The organism is beta proteobacterium MWH-UniP1 (assembly GCA_036362785.1).
Taxonomy (GTDB): Bacteria; Pseudomonadota; Gammaproteobacteria; order Burkholderiales; family Burkholderiaceae_A; genus Lacustribacter.
Window position 1 is genome coordinate 1,394,725 of sequence record CP143625.1, and the last position, 20,264, is coordinate 1,414,988.

Annotated in this window: 16 protein-coding genes and 1 tRNA gene; 9 read left to right on the forward strand and 8 right to left on the reverse strand. The window is 54.5% G+C overall.

Annotated features, from left to right (window positions below):
* Positions 1 to 32 precede the first annotated feature (32 nt).
* From AOB54_06795 to AOB54_06810, 4 genes are read left to right on the forward strand one after another with little or no spacing between them, the layout of a single operon-like run.
* Positions 33 to 1,598 carry a type I restriction-modification system subunit M gene (locus AOB54_06795; GenBank protein ID WVN41197.1) on the forward strand — a complete coding sequence of 522 codons (1,566 nt, stop codon included), beginning with the start codon at positions 33 to 35 and terminating at the stop codon, positions 1,596 to 1,598.
* Positions 1,595 to 2,782, forward strand: a complete 1,188-nt coding sequence (locus tag AOB54_06800) for a restriction endonuclease subunit S (protein WVN41198.1) — start codon at positions 1,595 to 1,597, stop codon at positions 2,780 to 2,782. The genes AOB54_06795 and AOB54_06800 overlap by 4 nt, the downstream gene beginning before the upstream one ends.
* Positions 2,779 to 3,636 (forward strand): Bro-N domain-containing protein, encoded by an 858-nt coding sequence (locus AOB54_06805; protein ID WVN41199.1) that lies wholly within the window; start codon positions 2,779 to 2,781, stop codon positions 3,634 to 3,636. The genes AOB54_06800 and AOB54_06805 overlap by 4 nt, the downstream gene beginning before the upstream one ends.
* The gene (locus tag AOB54_06810; GenBank protein ID WVN41200.1) at positions 3,633 to 6,734 is read left to right on the forward strand and encodes a type I restriction endonuclease subunit R; all 3,102 of its coding nucleotides are present in this window, start codon (positions 3,633 to 3,635) and stop codon (positions 6,732 to 6,734) included. The genes AOB54_06805 and AOB54_06810 overlap by 4 nt, the downstream gene beginning before the upstream one ends.
* Positions 6,735 to 7,008: 274 nt before the next feature.
* On the opposite strand, the gene AOB54_06815 is transcribed toward AOB54_06810, so the two are convergent.
* The 6 genes from AOB54_06815 to cysS form a co-directional block, all read right to left on the reverse strand.
* On the reverse strand, positions 7,009 to 8,178 hold the full coding sequence (locus tag AOB54_06815; GenBank protein ID WVN41201.1) for an FAD-dependent oxidoreductase: 1,170 nt from the start codon (positions 8,176 to 8,178) through the stop codon (positions 7,009 to 7,011).
* A 106-nt stretch (positions 8,179 to 8,284) separates the two neighbouring features.
* Positions 8,285 to 8,375: transfer RNA gene (locus tag AOB54_06820), tRNA-Ser, on the reverse strand.
* Positions 8,376 to 8,391: 16 nt separating this feature from the next.
* The gene (locus tag AOB54_06825; GenBank protein WVN41202.1) at positions 8,392 to 9,639 is read right to left on the reverse strand and encodes an aspartate kinase; all 1,248 of its coding nucleotides are present in this window, start codon (positions 9,637 to 9,639) and stop codon (positions 8,392 to 8,394) included.
* 72 nt (positions 9,640 to 9,711) lie between these two features.
* Positions 9,712 to 10,656: a tRNA lysidine(34) synthetase TilS gene (gene tilS / locus AOB54_06830; GenBank protein WVN41203.1), complete on the reverse strand. Its 945-nt coding sequence runs from the start codon at positions 10,654 to 10,656 to the stop codon at positions 9,712 to 9,714.
* On the reverse strand, positions 10,657 to 11,643 hold the full coding sequence (locus tag AOB54_06835; protein ID WVN41204.1) for an acetyl-CoA carboxylase carboxyltransferase subunit alpha: 987 nt from the start codon (positions 11,641 to 11,643) through the stop codon (positions 10,657 to 10,659).
* A 27-nt stretch (positions 11,644 to 11,670) separates the two neighbouring features.
* Positions 11,671 to 13,137, reverse strand: a complete 1,467-nt coding sequence (cysS, locus tag AOB54_06840; protein WVN41205.1) for a cysteine--tRNA ligase — start codon at positions 13,135 to 13,137, stop codon at positions 11,671 to 11,673.
* Between the two features lie 71 nt (positions 13,138 to 13,208).
* Between cysS and AOB54_06845 the strand changes: the two genes are divergently transcribed.
* The 3 genes from AOB54_06845 (at position 13,209) to AOB54_06855 (ending at position 15,314) form a co-directional block, all read left to right on the forward strand.
* Positions 13,209 to 13,847, forward strand: coding sequence for a tetratricopeptide repeat protein (locus AOB54_06845; GenBank protein WVN41206.1), 639 nt, complete (start codon positions 13,209 to 13,211; stop codon positions 13,845 to 13,847).
* Between the two features lie 66 nt (positions 13,848 to 13,913).
* Entirely contained in the window at positions 13,914 to 14,411 is a 498-nt protein-coding gene (locus tag AOB54_06850) for a peptidylprolyl isomerase (protein ID WVN41207.1), read from the forward strand.
* 60 nt (positions 14,412 to 14,471) lie between these two features.
* Entirely contained in the window at positions 14,472 to 15,314 is an 843-nt protein-coding gene (locus tag AOB54_06855) for a UDP-2,3-diacylglucosamine diphosphatase (protein WVN41208.1), read from the forward strand.
* Positions 15,315 to 15,365: 51 nt separating this feature from the next.
* Here AOB54_06855 and cysE read toward each other — a convergent pair whose 3' ends face one another.
* Together cysE and AOB54_06865 are read right to left on the reverse strand one after the other, a co-directional pair.
* Positions 15,366 to 16,046 carry a serine O-acetyltransferase gene (cysE, locus tag AOB54_06860; GenBank protein WVN41209.1) on the reverse strand — a complete coding sequence of 227 codons (681 nt, stop codon included), beginning with the start codon at positions 16,044 to 16,046 and terminating at the stop codon, positions 15,366 to 15,368.
* Between the two features lie 13 nt (positions 16,047 to 16,059).
* On the reverse strand, positions 16,060 to 16,845 hold the full coding sequence (locus AOB54_06865; protein ID WVN41210.1) for a TrmH family RNA methyltransferase: 786 nt from the start codon (positions 16,843 to 16,845) through the stop codon (positions 16,060 to 16,062).
* Between the two features lie 47 nt (positions 16,846 to 16,892).
* Here AOB54_06865 and AOB54_06870 point away from each other — a divergent pair, with 47 nt between their 5' ends.
* Positions 16,893 to 17,738, forward strand: a complete 846-nt coding sequence (locus AOB54_06870) for an inositol monophosphatase family protein (protein ID WVN41211.1) — start codon at positions 16,893 to 16,895, stop codon at positions 17,736 to 17,738.
* A gap of 34 nt (positions 17,739 to 17,772) precedes the next feature.
* Positions 17,773 to 20,244, forward strand: coding sequence for a DNA mismatch repair protein MutS (gene mutS / locus AOB54_06875; GenBank protein WVN41212.1), 2,472 nt, complete (start codon positions 17,773 to 17,775; stop codon positions 20,242 to 20,244).
* The last annotated feature ends 20 nt before the right edge of the window (positions 20,245 to 20,264 follow it).

The window sequence follows — 20,264 nt, forward strand, 5'->3', positions numbered from 1 at the left end:
TCCACGAGCCAACAAAAAACAATAGAACTGAGATGACAAACACATCAAGCCAATCCCAACGCGCCGAACTTCAACGGCGAATCTGGCAAATCGCCAATGATGTGCGTGGTGCAGTTGACGGCTGGGATTTCAAGCAATACGTGCTGGGCACCCTGTTCTATCGCTTTATCAGCGAAAACTTCGCCAGTTATATTGAAGGTGGTGACGACAGCGTCAACTATGCCCGGTTACCCGATAGCGTCATCACCCCGGAGGTCAAAGATGACGCCATCAAGACAAAGGGTTACTTCATCTACCCAAGCCAGATGTTCGTCAATGTCGCGGCTAACGCCAACAGTAACGAAAGCCTAAACACCGAACTGGCCAACATCTTCGCTGCCATTGAGGCGTCTGCCAACGGTTACCCATCAGAGCGCGATATCAAAGGCCTGTTTGCTGACTTCGATACCACCAGCAACCGGCTGGGCAATACCGTCAAAGACAAAAACGCTCGCCTGGCTTCGGTGCTCAAGGGTGTGGCAGAACTGGACTTTGGCGACTTCGATGCCAGCCACATCGACCTGTTCGGTGATGCCTATGAATTCCTGATTTCCAACTACGCTGCCAACGCGGGTAAGTCTGGGGGCGAATTTTTCACGCCCCAGCAGGTCTCCAAGCTGATCGCCCGGCTGGCCATGCACGGGCAAAGCAGTATCAACAAGATTTACGATCCCGCCTGCGGTTCAGGCTCGCTATTGCTGCAAGCCAAGAAGCAGTTTGATGCCCACATCATCGAGGACGGCTTTTTTGGCCAGGAACTCAACCACACCACCTATAACCTGGCGCGGATGAACATGTTCCTGCACAACGTGAACTACGACAAGTTCAATATTCAGCTGGGCGACACGCTTATTACGCCGAACTTTGGTGACGACAAACCGTTCGACGCTATCGTTTCCAATCCGCCGTATTCGGTAAGGTGGATCGGCAGCGATGACCCCACCCTCATCAACGACGAGCGCTTTGCCCCGGCCGGTGTGCTGGCACCCAAATCCAAGGCCGACTTTGCCTTCGTGTTGCACGCGCTTAGTTACCTATCGGCCAAAGGCCGTGCGGCCATTGTTTGCTTTCCGGGCATTTTCTATCGGGGTGGCGCGGAGCAGAAGATCCGCCAGTACTTAGTCGACAACAACTATGTTGAGAGCGTGATTTCGCTTGCCCCCAACCTGTTCTTTGGCACCAGCATCGCCGTGAGCATTTTGGTGCTGTCCAAACACAAAACCGACACCAACACGCAGTTCATTGACGCCAGCGGACTCTTCAAGAAAGAGACCAATAACAACACTCTGCTGGATACGCATATCGATGAAATCATGGCGGCGTTCGGCAGCAAGGCGAACATCGAACATTTCGCTCAGTCCGTTCCGTTCGAAAAAGTCGCTGCCAACGACTACAACCTGTCTGTCAGCAGCTATGTAGAGGCCAAGGACAACCGCGAAGTGGTGGACATTGCCCAGCTCAATGCTGAGCTCAAAATTACAGTGGCAAAAATTGACCAGCTGCGCAAAGACATTGACGCGATCGTGGCCGAGATTGAAGGTGATGAACGAGAGGTATGAGCAGCATGAAATTTTTGGAAAAGCTGCTGGATGGGGTGACGGTTGAGTGGAAGAAGCTCGGCACAGTGACTAAAACCGTGACGGCACCCTCAAAACTGAAAAGCCAATCCTATCGCGCCACAGGGAAGCTTCCAATCATTGATCAGGGGATAGAGTTTATTGCTGGTTACACTGATGAAGATGTAACTCCCGTTCAAGCCGGAAAATATATAATTTTTGGTGATCACTCTGAGCATATCAAGTACGTAGATTTTCCTTTTGTCCAAGGCGCTGATGGACTAAAAATTCTAATTCCGTTGTCGGCAAATGCCAGATATATCTACCATGCCTTTCTGAACTTTTATACAAAGGAATTGAGCTACAAACGGCATTGGGCCACAGCGCAGCAGACCTTAATCCCCATTCACTGCCCAGACAACCCAAAAAAATCGCTTGAAATCCAAACCGAAATCGTCCGTATTTTGGACGCATTTACCGAACTTACAGCCGAACTTACAGCCGAACTTACAGCCCGCAAAAAGCAATATAACTTCTACCGCGACCAGTTGTTGAGTTTTGAAGATGGGGCCGTGGACAAGTTGCCTATGGGGCACCCTTCAGTGGGTGAGTTCATTCGAGGTGGTGGTTTGCAGAAGAAGGATTTTGCGGATCAAGGCGTTGGATGCATTCATTACGGACAAATTTACACTTATTACGGAACGAGCACTGAAAAGACGAAATCCTTCGTCTCTGAGGAGTTTTTCAAGAAGGCGCGAAAAGCCAAAACTGGTGACTTAGTTATTGCCACGACCAGTGAAAATGACGAAGACGTTTGCAAGGCTGTCGCATGGTTAGGAGATAAGGAAATTGCTGTCAGCAGTGATGCTTGTATTTACCGACATAAGCTCAACCCAAAATTCGTTTCATACTTCTTTCAAACCGAGCAATTTCAGAAACAAAAAAGGCAACATATTACGGGTACAAAAGTACGAAGGGTGAATGCAGACGACCTTGCTAAATTACTAATACCGATTCCTTCGCTAGACGAGCAAGCCCGAATCGTCGCCATCCTTGATAAATTCGACGCGCTGACGAACTCGATCACCGAAGGCCTGCCCCGCGAAATCGAACTACGACAAAAGCAGTACGCTTATTATCGCGACCTATTGTTGAGTTTTCCGAAACCGCAAGGGGTGGCCGCATGAGCGACGCACAACGCAAAATCAAATTGTTTGAATCACAAACCATCCGTTCGCATTGGGATGCAGAGACGGAAGAATGGTTTTTTTCCGTGGTAGATGTGGTGGCAGCCCTGACGGATAGCGTTAATCCAACGGATTATCTTAAAAAATTGCGCAAGCGTGATGCGCTTTTAGGTGAGTACCTGGGGACAAATTGTCCCCAGGTAGCCATGCAAACCGACAGTGGCAAGATGCGCAAGACCCTTGCTGCCAGCACTGAGCAACTGCTGCGTATTGTCCAATCCATACCATCCAAAAAAGCCGAACCCTTCAAGCTCTGGCTGGCGGAGGTGGGCCGCGAGCGCCTGGATCAGCTGCAGGACCCGGAACTGTCTATTGAGCAGGCCATGGTCGACTATAAGCGCCTGGGCTATTCCGATAACTGGATCAATCAACGGCTTAAAAGTATCGAGATTCGCAAGGAACTCACCGACGAATGGAAAAAGCACGGCCTGCAAGAGGGGCCAGAGTTCGCCTTTTTAACCGATGTCATCTACAAGACATGGGCGGATAAATCAGCCAAGGAATACAAACAGTTTAAGGGCCTGAAGAAGGAAAATCTGCGCGACAACATGACCAACAATGAGTTGGTGCTGAGCATGCTGGCGGAACTGTCCACCAAGGAAATCTCGGAAACATTGCAGCCCCAGACGCTGGACGACCACGAGGACGTGGCCAAGCGCGGTGGTGGCGTTGCGAAACAGGCAAGACTGAAGCTGGAAGCCGAAACGGGCAAAAAGGTGATTAGCCCGCAAAATGCCAAGCAGATTCGGGCCCTGAGTCAGGCAAAAACCAAAAAGCCAGAGGGTCGGGCGTGAGCGATTTCAAGACCATCGCCGAATCTAAGAACTTTATCGTTCTGGACAAATACAGTCCAGAGTGGAAGGTGGCCGAGAGCTACCAGAGCGAAAGCGACTTGGAACGGGAATTTATTCAGGATCTGGTGAATCAGGGCTATGACTATCTACCCAACCTAAACACGCCAGAAGCCCTGCTTGCTAATCTGCGCGCGCAGCTGCAAACACTTAATACGGTGCAGTTCGCTGACAGCGAGTGGCTGCGCTTTGTAGAGACCTTTCTTGATAAGCCCAGTGACGGCATCGTTGAAAAAACCCGAAAGATTCACGACGACTACATTCACGACTTTGTTTTTGACAACGGGCGCATCCAGAACATCTATCTGCTGGATAAGAGAAATATCGCCCGCAATAAGGTGCAGGTCATCAAGCAGTTTGAGCAGACCGGCACGCATGCCAACCGCTACGATGTAACGATCTTGGTCAACGGCCTGCCGCTGGTGCAGGTGGAATTAAAAAAGCGCGGTGTCGCGATCCGCGAAGCGTTTAACCAGGTGCATCGCTACAGCAAAGAAAGCTTCAATAGCGAGCATTCTTTGTACAAGTATTTGCAGCTATTCGTAATCTCGAACGGTACCGATAGCCGTTACTTTGCCAACACCACCCAACGCGACAAGAATAGCTTTGACTTCACCATGCACTGGGCGAAGGCAGATAACAGCCTGATCCGCGACTTGAAAGACTTCACGGCCACCTTCTTCCAGAAACACGCCCTGCTCAATGTGCTGCTGCACTACTCGGTGTTTGATGTTAGTAACACGCTGCTGGTAATGCGCCCGTATCAAATTGCCGCCACAGAACGCATCCTGTGGAAGATCCGCAGTAGCCATCAGGCCAAGAGCTGGAGCAACACGGAGGGCGGCGGCTACATTTGGCACACCACCGGCTCCGGCAAGACACTGACTAGCTTCAAGGCGGCGCGTCTGGCCACTGAACTGGACTTTATCGACAAGGTGTTCTTCGTGGTGGACCGCAAAGATCTGGACTACCAGACCATGAAGGAATACCAGCGCTTCTCGCCGGACAGCGTAAATGGCTCAGACAGCACGGCAGGCCTGAAGCGCAACCTGGAAAGGAACGACAACAAGATTATCGTTACCACCATCCAGAAGCTCAACAACCTGATGAAAAGCGAAGGCGACCTGCCCATCTACAGCAAGCAGGTGGTGTTCATTTTCGATGAATGCCACCGCAGCCAGTTTGGCGAGGCGCAAAAGAACCTGAAAAAGAAGTTCAAGAAGTTCTACCAGTTTGGCTTTACTGGAACGCCGATCTTTCCCGAAAATGCCTTGGGGGCGGAGACCACTGCCAGTGTGTTTGGCCGCGAGCTGCACTCATACGTCATCACCGATGCGATTCGCGATGAAAAGGTGCTGAAGTTCAAGGTGGATTACAACGATGTGCGCCCGCAGTTCAAAGACATTGAAACTGAGCAAGACGAGAAAAAGCTAAGTGCGGCGGAAAATAAACAAGCCCTGCTGCACCCCGATCGCATCCGCGAGATCACCCAGTACATCCTGAACAACTTCCGGCAAAAGACCCACCGCCTGCACGCGGGTAACAAGGGTTTTAACGCCATGTTTGCCGTCAGCAGCGTAGACGCAGCCAAGCTGTACTACGAATGCTTCAAGGCACTACAGAAAGACAGTGAAAAGCCGTTAAGGGTGGCCACTATTTTCTCGTTCGCGGCCAACGAGGAGCAAGACGCGATTGGCGACATTCAAGACGAAAGCTTTGAGGTGTCTGCCATGAACAGCAGCGCCAAGGAGTTTCTGAGCGCCGCGATTGCAGACTACAACGCACTTTTCAAAACCAACTTCAGCGTCGATAGCAATGGTTTTCAGAACTACTACCGTGATCTGGCTAAGCAGGTCAAAGCAAAGGAGGTCGACCTGCTGATTGTGGTGGGCATGTTCTTGACCGGGTTTGACGCGCCCACACTGAATACCTTGTTCGTAGACAAGAACCTGCGCTACCACGGCCTGATGCAGGCCTATTCGCGCACGAACCGTATTTTTGATGCCACTAAGACCTTCGGCAACATCGTCACCTTCCGCGACCTGGAGCAGGCGACCATTGACGCCATCACCCTGTTTGGTGACAAGAACACCAAGAATGTGGTGCTGGAGAAGAGCTACAAAGAATACATGGAGGGCTTCACCGATGCAGCCACGGGTGAGGCGCGTCGTGGCTTTATGGAAGTGGTGAAGGAGCTTGAAACGCGCTTCCCCGACCCCACGGCGATCGAGAAAGAATCAGACAAAAAAGACTTTGCAAAGCTGTTTGGTGAGTATTTACGCATTGAGAACGTTTTGCAAAACTACGACGAGTTCGCCGCTCTACGCGCCTTGCAGAGCGTGGATATAACCGATCCGGCGGCGCTGGAGGCGTTTAAAGCCAAACACTATCTGACTGATGACGACTTGGCTGTGCTGCAAACGATCAGGCTTCCCGCCGATCGAAAGATTCAGGACTACCGTTCGACCTATAACGATGTACGCGACTGGTTGCGCCGCCAGCAATTGTCCGAGGACAAGGCGGAATCCACCATCGACTGGGATGATGTGGTCTTCGAGGTGGATCTGCTGAAGTCACAGGAAATCAACCTGGATTACATCCTGGAATTGATCTTTGAGCACAACAAGAAAACCAGAAGTAAAGCCGAGCTCGTGGACGAAGTGCGCCGGGTGATTCGAGCAAGCCTTGGCCACCGTGCCAAAGAGAGCTTGCTGGTGGACTTTATTAACCAGACTGATCTGGAGCAACTTGGTGAAAAGGCCAGCGTGATCGAGGCTTTCTTCGCCTTTGCTCAAACAGAGCAGCAACGTGAGGCGCAGGAGCTCATCAATACCGAAAACCTGAATGCCGAGGCCGCAAGGCGCTATATCACCGCCTCCCTTAAGCGGGAATTCGCTAGTGACAGCGGCACAGAGCTTAATGCCGTTCTACCCCAAATGAGCCCCTTAAACCCACAGTATCTCGCCAAGAAGCAAAGCGTCTTCCAAAAAATCGCAGCTTTCGTTGAGAAGTTTAAGGGCGTGGGCGGCAAAGTTCTATAAGGGCTGGTTAGCGAACACCAACCAAAAAACAAAGGGCTCATATGAGCCCTTTGTTTTTTGGCGGAGACGGAGTGGTTTTAAAGTCACACTTAGAGCCCCCAAATAGATTTTTATGTACCTGTAGTAAAAAATCTGATGCCCAAAATCACGCGGGAATCCCTAAAACTAATGGATTGAAATCCTTGTTTCTTAAGAGATGCACGACTGAACACTAGCATTTATTAGCATCTAAAACCACTACAAATGCATGAATGTCATGCTCTCGGGAACGTGCCTAAACAATCCCCACCTCTGGCAACGGCGCCTGATCAACAACTCGCTGGTAACCAAGACGCGACAAATCAATGCTTTCATAACGACCATCAACAATCAGTTCGGCCAATGCCCTGCCAACTGCCGGGGCATGCATCAGGCCGTGGCCGGAGAACCCGCAGGCCACGTAAAAGTTATCCAAACGGCCCGGCCAATTCCCTAGGATCATGTTTCCGTCTAAATCACATTCGTCGTAGAGCCCCGACCACTCGCGGCGTAGCTTGAGACTCTCGAACGCGGGGATCCGACCCGCCAACGCCGGCCATACAACCCGCTCAAACCAGGTGTGATCTACGTCGAAGTTAAACCCACGCGGCTCATGGGAATTGACTAGGCCCACCGAATACCCTCGACCCTCAGGGCGAACGACCAGGCGGTCCGGATCTTTGAGTAACGGCATCGGGGGCAACTCGGCCTCAATTTCAACAAAGTGCTCAAACCGACGCATGGGGTTTACTGGCAAATCCATGGCGGCAAGCTTGGAGACCGATCCAGCCCAACACCCCGCAGCATTGATCACGTTGTCGGCAGTCAAAAGGTCACCACGGGCTAACTGAACGTGCGTGAGGCGTTTGCCCGAGAGCGTGAGGCCCACCACGCGATCTTCGACATACTCAACACCCATCGCTTGGGCCTTCTTGCGGAAGCCCTGCAAGGCACTGTTGGGGTCTAACCATCCGTCTCTGGGAGATAAGCACGCCAAGGCCAAATCGTCGGTTTTCATCCAGGGGTAGCGTGACGAAATGGCCATTCGGTCGAGTAGTTCTACCTCTACCCCATGCGCTCGCTGTGTGGCGAAATTCTGCTCTAGCGCTTTGGCATGCTGTGGCCCCACAACAAACAAGTAACCCCATTCCTTCCACTGGACATCGGGGTTGTAGCCGGGCACCGCCATCCGCTGGGCAAACTCTTTGTAAAACCCAATACTGAAATCCGACATCGCGATGTTCTCCGGCAAGGAGAACAGGCGGCGACACCCTCCCGTGGCCACCGGGGTGGCCGCTTTGCTATAGGTCGGGTCGGGCTCGATCACAGTGACCCGGTCTACACCCCGGGACTTCAGAAAATAAGCCGCCGCGGAGCCAATAACGCCTCCACCCACGATTACTACATCCTGGCGCACTGAAGCCATAGCAGTTCGGACCATGGTTAGAAAGAAGCAGTCATTCTAGCTACAGTGAGATGGCCTAGAAATCTGCTCGGAAACTTCTTTAAATTCAATGGGTTAGATCTACTCCTGGCGGAGACGGAGGGATTCGAACCCTCGATGCGCTTTTGGCACATACTCCCTTAGCAGGGGAGCACCTTCGGCCTCTCGGTCACGTCTCCGGAAACTGCAAACAGCCTAGGATTCTAGCCCAAACGCCTTGTGAAGTGCGCGTACGGCCAATTCCATATATTTGTCATCAATCACCACCGAGATCTTGATCTCACTGGTGGAAATCATCTGAATGTTGATGCCCTCGTTCGACAAGGTCTCGAACATCTGACTGGCAATGCCCACATGGCTGCGCATGCCAATGCCCACCACCGACACCTTACAAATGTCTTTTGCACCCGTAATGGATCGGGCATTGATCACCGGCTGCACCTTCGCATTGATGACCTCAAGGGCCTTGTCTAACTCATTCCGATGGACCGTAAACGAGAAGTCAGTCGTGCCGTCGTGGCTGGCATTTTGAATGATCATGTCCACATCAATATTGGCAGCCGCGACCGGCCCCAAAATTTTGTAGGCAATGCCGGGTTTGTCGGGCACGCCCGACACAGTGATTTTTGCCTCGTCGCGGTTAAACGCAATGCCTGAAATAACTGCCTGTTCCATGGTCTCATCTTCCTCGTACGTGATCAGTGTGCCGGAGTGGGCCTCTTCTGAAAGTGGAATATCGGGGTCGGTCAGACTCGACAGCACACGAGTCTTCACTTTGTATTTGCCGGCGAACTCCACCGAGCGGATCTGCAACACCTTAGAGCCCAGGCTTGCCATTTCCAGCATTTCCTCAAAGGTCACGCGTTCCAGGCGCTTGGCCTCGGGAACAATCCGTGGGTCAGTGGTGTACACGCCATCCACATCGGTGTAGATCAAACACTCATCAGCCTTTAATGCTGCTGCAATGGCCACTGCCGATGTGTCAGAACCACCACGGCCAAGGGTCGTGATGTTGCCCGCCGAATCAATCCCTTGAAAGCCTGTAATCACCACCACATGGCCACTATCCAAATCAGCCCGCACACGTTTATCGTCAATCGATTCGATACGGGCCTTGGTGTAGGCGGAATCTGTCTTCACAGGAACTTGCCAGCCGGTGTAGCTCTTGGCCTTTACGCCTGCGGCATGCAGCGCAATCGCCAGCAACCCCACCGAGACCTGCTCACCGGTCGATGCAATCTGATCTAACTCACGGGGGTCTGCACGATCACTAATTTCTTTCGCAAGGCCCAAGAGTCGATTGGTTTCGCCGGACATGGCCGACGGCACCACCACCACCTGATAGCCGGCTTTCTGCCACTTGGCGACACGACGCGCCACATTTTTGATGCGCTCCACCGAGCCCATCGATGTGCCGCCGTACTTATGAACAATCAATGCCATGGTTATGTATGAAGTAGAGTCAAAACGGACGTGAACGCACGGCCGCTTGGGCCACAAAAACCCAACCCCGAATTATCGCCCAATCCGCAGAAATCGCCGCTCGCGGACCACCTGCCAGACCTGGCCAGTCGCAGGATCGGCAATGTCCATCTGGGCAAAAGGCTCTCGGGCGGCCCGCAATTGCCGCAAAAACTCGCTTAAACGGCGTGTGGGCGGGGTCGGGGCCCCGTGCTGCTTGAGCCACCCGCGGACAATCCGAGCGGCCAGAGCCTCGTCTTGGGCAAACAACACATCCAGGTTTAGCCGCCCCTCGGGCAGCCGGCTCTCTTCCAGGGCCTGTTCAGTCACCAATTCCAACAGATCACGGGCAGTCTGCAAGTGGGCAATACTTCTGGCCATGGCGGAATCCGCGCCTTGGCGCAGACTTCTCAAGACCGGCATCACCTCATGCCGAATGCGGTTGCGGGCTAAATCAATGTCCGTGTTGGTTGGATCTTCAATCCAACGCAGACCCTCGGCCTGGGCATAGGCCAACAATTCCGCCCTGCCCTGATCCAGAAGCGGCCGCCAACGTACAACACGTCTTGCCCCCAATTGCATGGGAGACAAACGTGTCATGGCCGATAGGCCCTCCAGGCCCGCCCCACGGATCCACTGCAGCAGTGCTGTTTCCACCAAGTCATCGCGGTGGTGGGCAAGTGCTAAGACCGCATGGTCGGGCAGGTGATCGGCAAACGCCTGGTAACGATAGCGCCGGGCAGCAGCCTCTACCCCGAGACTGGAAATTTCAGAAGCAGGAATATCCACACGCACCACCTGCAAAGACACGGCCAGCCCCGCACAAAGCTGCTGACACTGCCGAACAAAATCATCAGCCGCGGGCTGCAACCCGTGATGAACATGAATGGCCGATAACGAGAAAAGGTCAGGCCGTTTTTGCTGCATACGATGCAGAACATGCAGCAACACCGTGGAGTCGAGCCCACCAGAGAGCCCGACCACAATTTTGAGCGACATTTACGCCGCCTTGATTTCCTTAAATTTGCCCATGGCGCGTATACGCGCATGACGCTGGGCAATAAGGGTGTCGGTGTCCAAGTTGTGGAAACCACGCAGCGATTCCGCGATCGCTTTTTTCAGGTTTTCGGCCATCTGGGCGGGATCGCGATGGGCGCCCCCCAGCGGCTCAGCCACCACCTTGTCCACCAGGCCGAGTGTTTTGAGCCGCGCAGCCGTAATGCCCAAGGTCTCTGCGGCCTCGGGTGCCTTGTCTGCACTCTTCCAAAGAATCGAGGCACAGCCTTCAGGCGAAATCACCGAGTAAGTGGAGTACTGCAACATCATCAGCACATCGCCCACCGCAATCGCCAGCGCACCACCCGAGCCGCCCTCACCAATAATGATGGACACAATCGGCACTTTCAGGCCGGCCATCACCAATAGATTTCGGCCAATCGCCTCGGACTGCCCACGCTCTTCTGCACCAATACCGGGGTAAGCGCCCGGCGTATCGATCAGCGTGATCACAGGAATTCTGAATTTTTCAGCCAACTCCATCAGCCTTAACGCCTTGCGATAGCCCTCGGGCCTGGGCATGCCGAAGTTTCGGAAAGTGCGCTCTTTCAGATCACGGCCCTTTTGATGGCCGATCACCATCACACTCTGGCCATTAAACCGGGCAACACCACCCACAATCGCCGGATCATCGGCAAAGGATCGGTCGCCATGCAGTTCATAAAAATCGGTGAAGATCGCTCCGATGTAATCCAGGGTGTACGGCCGCTGCGGGTGGCGGGCCACCTGGGAAATCTGCCAGGGCGTGAGCTTCGCAAAAATGTCTTTGAGCTGAGACTCGGTCTTGGATTTCAGTCGATCAATCTCTTCAGAAATATCGACCGCAGAATCGCTTTGCACAAAGCGGAGCTCTTCAATCTTGGCTTCGAGCTCGGCCACGGGCTGCTCGAAATCCAGAAACGTTTGTTTTACAGGGGTTGTATTCGCCATTTGGCCGCAATTGTCCTATAGAAACGCCTAACTCGCCCGCCAGGTGGTTCCCGCTGGGCTATCTTCCAGCACCACGCCTTGGGCCAGTAAGTCTGCCCGAATCTGGTCGGCCCGGGCAAAGTTCTTGGCCTTTTTGGAGGCAGCGCGTTCGGCAATCAGTGCCTCGATGGCCTGCCGATCCAGGCCCTGGGCCGCACTCTGGTGAAAGGCCTGCGGGGGTCTGCCCAGAAGTCCCAGACAGCCGGCAAGGCCGCGCAATGTCTGGGCAATTGCCAGCCGACTGGCAGGATCTTGGGCCTTGTTGGCCTCAGTCGCAAGGTCAAATAATGCCGCCACCGCAATGGGTGTGTTGAAGTCATCGTCCATGGCGGCACGAAAAGCCGCAATGGAGTCGGCCACCGCCGACACACCCGATGCAGAGGCCTGCTCGGAGACTGTCGCCCAATCGACGGCTGGTGACTTATTTTCGGTATCGATGCCAGCGCCTGCCAGGGCGGTGTAAAGACGCCCTAGCGATTGACGGGCATCTTCCAAATGCGCATCTGAATAATTGAGTGGGCTGCGATAGTGGGCACGCAGAATGAAAAATCGAACCACTTCGGCATCAAACTTTTTCAACACATCACGGATGGTGAAAAAGTTGCCCAGAGACTTCGACATCTTTTCATCATCGACCCGCACGAAACCGTTGTGCATCCACAGGTTTACAAACGGTTGGCCGGTCTCTTTGCCCCAGGCCCCCTCGGATTGGGCAATCTCATTTTCGTGGTGAGGAAACTGCAAATCCGCGCCACCCCCGTGAATATCAAAATGCTTGCCGAGCAGACTGCAGCTCATGGCCGAACACTCAATATGCCAACCTGGGCGGCCCTCTCCCCACGGCGAGGGCCACTTCACCTCGGCCGGCTCATCGGCCTTGGAAGCCTTCCAGAGCACGAAATCCAGAGGATCTTTTTTACCATCGCCAACGGCGACCCGCTCCCCGGCACGCAATTCATCCAAGGATTTGCCCGAAAGCTTTCCGTAACCAGCAAAGCCACGCACTGAGAAATTCACATCGCCCTGACCGCCACCGGGGATCTGGGCCTGATAGGCCAGACCATTTTTTTCCAAGGCCCCAATGACCTCCAGCATCTGTGGGACATAGTCGGTCGCCCGCGGCTCGTGATTTGGGGGGATGACCCCAAGGGCAGCCGCATCCTCGTTCATGGCAGCGATAAACCGATTGGTCAGGGCAGAAATGGGCTCGTTATTCTCAACCGCGCGCTTAATAATCTTGTCGTCAATGTCGGTGATGTTGCGGACATAGGTCACCTGATACCCACTGGCCCGAAGCCAACGACTCACCACATCAAAGACCACCATGACCCGTGCATGGCCAATATGGCAGTAGTCATAGACGGTCATGCCGCAGACATACATCCGGACTCGGCCGGGCTCAATGGGCACGAAATCGACTTTGCTACGGCTTAGGGTATTGAAAATCTTCAACAATTCACCATGCTAGACTGAATCACTCAGGACAGTTTGCGCCCCAGGGGCGCGCCACCCCGCATTTTATGGGAATGACCAAGAATTCATTTTTAACCACCGGCCTAATCGCTGTCGCATTGGCACTCGCTGCAGGCGTAAGCCACGCCCAGACCGGGGCAGCACCCCTTCCGGCCACCCCAGCACCCGGCACGGGACCGACCTCGCCAGGCCAGAAGCCTGGCCGGCCAACGGCCCCCGCCGCCTCCCCTGAGTTACTGGCGGCCCGAGAACACATCAGCCGCCAGCAGTGGACCGAGGCCGCCGAATTGATTGAGGCAAGCCTTGCCAAACGGCCACGCGACCCTCAGTGGCGTTTCCTGCAGGGCGTGCTGTTTGCGGAAATTGGCAAACGGGGTGAGGCCATCCAGACCTTTGAGTTGCTCACCGAAGACTTCCCAGAATTGTCGGAGCCGTTCAACAACTTGGCCGCACTTTATGTTGAGCAAAACGAACTCCAAAAAGCACGGCTTTTACTAGAGCGCGCGATCCAGAACCGGCCAGACTATGCCCTGGCTTACGAAAATCTGGCAGATCTTTACGTGCGTTTGGCCATGAGTACTTATGAAAAAGCTGCAAAGGCCAAACAGCCTGCCCCCAGCGTGAAGTTAAAGCTCGACTATCTGGCCAAGACACCTGCCATTCGGTCCACGCGTGTGTTGACCAACCGATAGGCTGGGTTTTACACCGCCCCCCACAAAAATTTTTCACAATCCATTCATCACCACGGAGAACAGACCATGAATGTAAAGCTACAGACCTCGATGGGCGACATCACGCTTGAATTGGATGCCAAGAAAGCGCCCGTTACGGTAGAAAATTTTGTCAACTATGTGAAGTCTGGCCACTATGATGGCACCATCTTTCATCGCGTGATGGACAACTTCATGATTCAAGGCGGCGGCTTTACCGACAAGATGGTCCAAAAGCCCACCAAAGCCCCCATCAAGAACGAGGCTGACAATGGCCTGAAGAACCTGAAGTACACCATTGCCATGGCCCGCACCAGCGATCCCCATTCGGCAAGCGCGCAATTTTTCATAAACGTGGTGGACAACGATTTTCTGAACTTCAGCTCGCCCACCAATAGTGGCTGGGGCTATGCGGTATTTGGCAAGGTCACCGCCGGCACCGATGTGGTCGACAAGATCAAGAAAGTAAAAACCGGTAACAACGGCTTTCACCAAAACGTGCCACTTGAGCCAGTCACCATCATCAAGGCAACGGTCGTTCAGTAAGCCTGTCACTTCGTGACCTATCGTTGTTAAACGGTCCACTAACGAATCGGTCTTGTCACAATGAACAACGCGACAATTCCGATTCGTTCCGCGCTCCTGGTTTCTGATGTTCACTTAAACCAAGACCAGCCCAAACTCGCCCACGCCTTTTTCTCCTGGCTGATCGCGCACACCGTCTCTGCGCCACAAAAGCCGCAGGCGCTTTTCATCTTGGGGGATTTGGTCGATGCCTGGGTGGGGGACGATCAACTGTCGCTTGCTGCGCCGTCTTCCGTTCACGCTCAGCTGTGCCAGCACCTTCGTGCAGTGGCACAAGCCGATATCGTGACGTATTTTTTACACGGCAATCGTGATTTTCTAATTGGCCAAGGATTTGCTGCTGCGACGGGGGTCACGCTGCTAACCGACCCCACTGTGATCGAGATTCGATCTGACGTCATGATCAGGGGCAGTGACAACGAAACCGTGGCGAGCACACCAAGAACAAAAGAGCTTTTACGCATTCTGCTGAGCCACGGCGATCAACTCTGCACCCAAGATGCGGCCTACCAGGCATTCCGACAACAGGTTCGCGACCCGCAATGGCAGGCGGCATTTTTAGCAAAGCCGTTGGCCGAGCGCCTGCAGATTGCGCAACAGCTTCGCGCGCAAAGCGAGGTTGAAAAATCTGGCAAAACCATGGCGATTATGGACATCACCGAAGCGCAGGCGGATCAATTGGTTGGCGAATGTCAGGCCGATGTGCTGATTCATGGCCACACCCATCGGCCGGGAAAATATCTTCTATCGCATGGAAAACACCGCTGGGTGCTGCCCGACTGGGATACCGACACAAACGGCAAGTTGGTTCGGGGTGGTGGGCTGTGGTTTGACGGCCAAGGGATTCGGCCGGTTTCAATCTAATTGGTGTCAGACACGGTGTCAGACACCGCGTCTTGGTGTCTGACACCACGATTACTTTTTCTTTAACTGTTCAATTTCTTCCTGCTGGCGTTTCATCTCATCGACCAGCTGGTGCAAGACCACATCGATTGGGTCTTGCATGCCAGGCATCACGCCATAGGCTGCGAAACGTTCGCCCTCAACCTGACGGGCCATGGAGTCGGCATATTGTTCATCCACAATCCGCGCGGGTATGCCAATCACCGTGGCGCCAGGCGGCACGGCCTTGACCACCACCGCATTCGAACCGATCTTGGCACCCTCGCCCACCGTGAATGGACCAAGCACTTTCGCACCCGCACCCACGACCACACGGGCTTCCAGTGTTGGGTGGCGTTTGCTGCCTTTCACCAAGGAAGTGCCGCCCAAAGTAACGCCCTGATAGATGGTGCAGTGGTCCCCAATCTCGGTAGTCTCGCCCACGACCACACCCATGCCGTGATCGATAAACACGCCGCGGCCGAGACGCGCACCAGGGTGAATCTCAATGCCGGTGAGCCAACGCGAAATCATGGCAATAAAGCGGGCCAACCATTTGAGCGGACCAAAGCCACTTACCCAAAACCAATGGGCCAATCGATGCAGCCACAGGGCATGCAGTCCCGGATAGCAGGTCAGCACCTCGAAGGTGCCGCGTGCTGCGGGGTCTCGATCAAGAATGGCTCGGACGTCTTCTCGTAAGGTCGTAAACATAGGCAAAAGGGTATCAGGTGCGGCGCTCTATCTCAGTACAAAGCCCTCTGAGCATCTGGACTTCGTCTTCCCACATTTCTTTTCTGGCTAGCAGCCGCTTTAGCCGATCTTCGAATCGGCCGGGGTTGGCGGGGTCTAGATAGCCAACACGCGTTGCCACACGCACCAAGTGATCATGCAGGCCCATTACCGCCTCGTGGCTTGCCGGTTTGGCAGAGTCGCGGTTATTGCCCCCAAGACCCATCGCCATATTTGGGCCGTCAGTGGCGCGATCGCGGGCCGCCCGCCTTGCGGCATAAGCCACGACTTGTACCGCCTGTGACAGGTTGAGTGAACTGAATTTTTCATCCACATCCAGGCTACAGACGTTTCGGCATGACAGAAGCTGATCATTGGTGAGCCCCGAGCGTTCGGCCCCAAAGACAAAGGCCACGGTTCGCGATGGGTCTTCGGACAGGTGATCTAAAAGCGTTTCACAGGCCAATTCCAGAGTGAGACGTGGTGGCTCAAACTCCCGGACCCGGGCACTCATGGCGCAACTCCAGGTGGTCTCGGCCAGGGCCTCCCGCAGGCTGGCGACCCGGGCATCCCCGAGCACTTGGGCCGCCCCAGAGGACAAGGCCACGGCATCAGCACGGCTGGTGATCTTGGGGTCTTCCGGATCAACGATCCAGAGCTGCCGAAAGCCCATGGCCTGCATGGCCCGCGCCGACGCCCCGACATTTCCGGGGTGACTGGGCGAGACCAAGACAAAGCGAATTCTGCTTAAGAGCTGCTGAAGTGGCCTAAAATGCGTCATAGGCACAATCATGCCTTGTTTTTACTCGCTCCTTAAAAGACCCGACCATGCACCCACTGCTCAATACGGCCGTCAAAGCGGCCCGCCGCGCCGGCACCATCATTAACCGTGCAAGTCTCGATCTTGATTTGCTTCGCATTGGCCGCAAGGCTCCGAACGACTTTGTGACCGAAGTCGACCGAGCAGCGGAAGAGGCCATCATCGACATTCTGTCAACGGCCTATCCCGATCATGATTTTCTGGCAGAGGAAACCGGCACAGCAGGTAAGCATGGCAAACGGGCAGCCACGTCCGACTATGTCTGGATCATCGATCCGCTAGACGGCACCACCAATTTCATTCACGGCTTTCCGCAATATGCGGTCTCCATCGCCCTAGCGTTTCGCGGGCAAATTACACAAGCTTGCATCTACGATCCCGTCCACAACGATTTGTTTGTGGCTTCTAAGGGCAAAGGGGCGATGCTCAACGATCGACGCATTCGTGTGTCGCAGCGAGACCGCATGGACGAAGCCCTGATTGGGACAGGCTTTCCATTTCGAGATTTCGAAAGCTTGGACATATTCGTGGCCATGTTCAAAGAATTAACCCAAAAAACAGCAGGCCTTCGCAGGCCTGGTGCGGCAGCACTCGACCTGGCGTATGTCGCCTGTGGTCGCTTAGATGGCTTTTTCGAAATGGGTTTGATGCCCTGGGATGCCGCGGCTGGCAGTCTGCTGATTACCGAAGCGGGTGGCTTGATCGGGAACTTCAAAGGTGACGACGACTACCTGTTCCAGGAAAACATCATTGGTGCGTCGCCAAAAGTATTTGGTCAGCTGGTGCAGACACTCTCCAAATACCAACTCCCCACGCCGGAGAAAGGCCCCGCGCTCAGGCTACAACAATCATGATCTGATTTGGGATGAGATCCGCGCCTAAACGCCCATGACCACCCAGCACACCCCCATGATGCGCCAGTACCTGGCCGTCAAAGCCGAGTACCCTGACATGCTGGTCTTTTATCGCATGGGGGACTTTTACGAACTCTTTTATGAAGATGCCCAGACGGCATCACGACTACTCGGCATTACGCTGACCACCCGGGGACAAAGCGCTGGCGCACCCATTTCTATGGCTGGCGTGCCCTTTCATTCGGCGGACGGTTATCTTGCCAAACTCGTGGCCCTCGGCCGATCAGTTGCCATTTGCGAACAGATTGGTGATCCCGCGACATCCAAAGGACCCGTGGAGCGCAAAGTCGTGCGGGTTATTACACCGGGCACACTCAATGAAGCGGGACTAATTCCCGACCGGGCCCAGGCCTGGTGTTGCGCGGTGGAATTAGAGGGGGCTCAAGCGGCGGTGGCGTGGTGCGATGTGGCCAGTGGCGAGCTACTCTGGTCCCAGGTGTCAGGCACGGTGTCTGACACCGGATCTGTGGTGTCTGACACCTTTGCCTTGCTGGAACAGATCAACCCTGCAGAAACATTGGTCAGCGAGGTCTCACCCCTGCGTCATTCCCATCGGGGGTTACTCACCACCCGCCCACCCTGGGAGTTCGATGCAGTGCGTGGCGCAGAACTGCTGAAAAGCCGCTTGGGTGTGATGTCGCTTGCGGCCTATGAATTAGACCAGGCACCACTGGCGCTTCGCGCCATATCCGCATTGATTGCCTATGCCGAAAAAAGCCAGGGCCGAGCTCTCACACACCTGCGGGCGCCACAGCAATACCGCGCCAACGACACACTGATCATCGATTCGGTAGCACGCCGCACACTGGAGCTGATCAATCCTCTTTTTAATGATGCGAACCCACAGGCTACCTTGCTCTCGGTTATGGACCGCTGCGTTACCGCCGCCGGCAGCCGGAAACTTCGGCAGTGGATTGCCTCACCCCTGCGACACAACCCACAGGTACAGGCGCGGCAAGATGCGATCCATTGGTTAGTGCGCGCCGAACAAAGCAGCCAACTCTTGATACAACTGCGTGATGCCTTCTCGCCAGTATCCGACATCAGCCGCATTGCGGGCCGCATTAGCCTGCGCAACGTGCGGCCACGAGAGTGCCTGGCACTTAAACAATCGCTGATCGCACTCACTAAGATTCAGGCGCTATTAAACACTTACCTCACCGCGGATGATTTGGCTGTGATGCGCGAGTCAGCAGCCACCCTTTCCCAGCCGAACCTTGCTGCCTGCCAAGAATTATTGGCACGCGCCATTGATGAGCAATGCAGCCTGCAAATCCGCGATGGCGGTGTGATCCGCACAGGCTATGACCCAGAGTTAGACGAATACCGAAGCCTGCAGGCCGATAGCGGCGCGTTTCTGCTGGAAATGGAGACGCGCGAGCGCGAGCGCACCGGCATTGCGAACTTAAAGGTTGGCTTTAATGCGGTGCATGGCTATTACATTGAAATCACCGCTGGCCAGCTTTCCAAAACACCGGACGACTATCAGCGCCGCCAGACACTAAAAAACGCCGAGCGCTTCATCACACCCGAACTCAAAACCTTTGAAGAAAAAGCGCTTTCCGCCAATGATCGAGCGCTGGCACGTGAAAAGTTCTTATTTGAACAGCTCCTGATTCAACTCGATGCTTTTGTGCCGCAATTACAGACGGCTGCAGAAGCACTCTCTGAGCTGGATTGCTGGATGGGCCTGGCAAGCTTCATCACCCAAGATCGTTGGACCATGCCGAAGCTATCGGAGAAGCCTGAAATCAAGATTGTGAATGGCCGACATCCCATGCTGGCGCTCACCACACCAGACTTCACGCCCAACGACACGGCGCTGCATCAAGACCAACGCATGCAGGTGATCACTGGCCCCAACATGGGCGGCAAGTCGACCTATATGCGGCAAGTCGCGCTCATCGCCATTCTGGCCCGCATGGGCGCACCAGTGCCCGCGCAAGAGGCGGTGATTGGCGAGCTCGACCGGATCTTCACCCGTATTGGTGCTGCCGACGATTTAGCAGGTGGCCGATCCACCTTTATGGTGGAGATGACCGAGGCCGCCATGATCCTGCACCAGGCGACCGACAAAAGCCTGGTACTCATGGACGAAATTGGCCGTGGCACCTCCACTTCCGATGGCTTGGCACTCGCATGGGCCATTGCGCAATCGCTCGCCCAGACCAATCGGTGTCTGACACTTTTTGCGACCCACTACTTTGAATTAACGGCGCTCGACAAACTCAGCCCCAGCATTGTGAATGTGCACGTGGGGGCGGTGGAGCACGAACATAGCCTGGTGTTTTTGCACAGGGTCGAACCAGGACCGGCCAGCCGCAGCTTCGGTATTCAGGTGGCCAAGCTTGCGGGCCTGCCCGAATCGGTGATGACCCTGGCCAAAGAAAAGCAGCAGCAATTTAACCAAGCGCAACCTACCAAACCGCAATTGAGTTTATTCTGAAGCCAAACGCGAATTGACGC

Bases quoted from the DNA above. Each gene is read 5' to 3' on its own strand.
- AOB54_06795 (WVN41197.1), top strand. From the start codon at position 33: ATGACAAACACATCAAGCCAATCCCAACGCGCCGAACTTCAACGGCGA.
- AOB54_06800 (WVN41198.1), top strand. From the start codon at position 1,595: ATGAGCAGCATGAAATTTTTGGAAAAGCTGCTGGATGGGGTGACGGTT.
- AOB54_06805 (WVN41199.1), top strand. From the start codon at position 2,779: ATGAGCGACGCACAACGCAAAATCAAATTGTTTGAATCACAAACCATC.
- AOB54_06815 (WVN41201.1), bottom strand. From the start codon at position 8,178: ATGGCTTCAGTGCGCCAGGATGTAGTAATCGTGGGTGGAGGCGTTATT.
- AOB54_06825 (WVN41202.1), bottom strand. From the start codon at position 9,639: ATGGCATTGATTGTTCATAAGTACGGCGGCACATCGATGGGCTCGGTG.
- tilS (WVN41203.1), bottom strand. From the start codon at position 10,656: ATGTCGCTCAAAATTGTGGTCGGGCTCTCTGGTGGGCTCGACTCCACG.
- AOB54_06835 (WVN41204.1), bottom strand. From the start codon at position 11,643: ATGGCGAATACAACCCCTGTAAAACAAACGTTTCTGGATTTCGAGCAG.
- AOB54_06845 (WVN41206.1), top strand. From the start codon at position 13,209: ATGACCAAGAATTCATTTTTAACCACCGGCCTAATCGCTGTCGCATTG.
- AOB54_06850 (WVN41207.1), top strand. From the start codon at position 13,914: ATGAATGTAAAGCTACAGACCTCGATGGGCGACATCACGCTTGAATTG.
- AOB54_06855 (WVN41208.1), top strand. From the start codon at position 14,472: ATGAACAACGCGACAATTCCGATTCGTTCCGCGCTCCTGGTTTCTGAT.
- cysE (WVN41209.1), bottom strand. From the start codon at position 16,046: ATGTTTACGACCTTACGAGAAGACGTCCGAGCCATTCTTGATCGAGAC.
- AOB54_06865 (WVN41210.1), bottom strand. From the start codon at position 16,845: ATGACGCATTTTAGGCCACTTCAGCAGCTCTTAAGCAGAATTCGCTTT.
- AOB54_06870 (WVN41211.1), top strand. From the start codon at position 16,893: ATGCACCCACTGCTCAATACGGCCGTCAAAGCGGCCCGCCGCGCCGGC.
- mutS (WVN41212.1), top strand. From the start codon at position 17,773: ATGACCACCCAGCACACCCCCATGATGCGCCAGTACCTGGCCGTCAAA.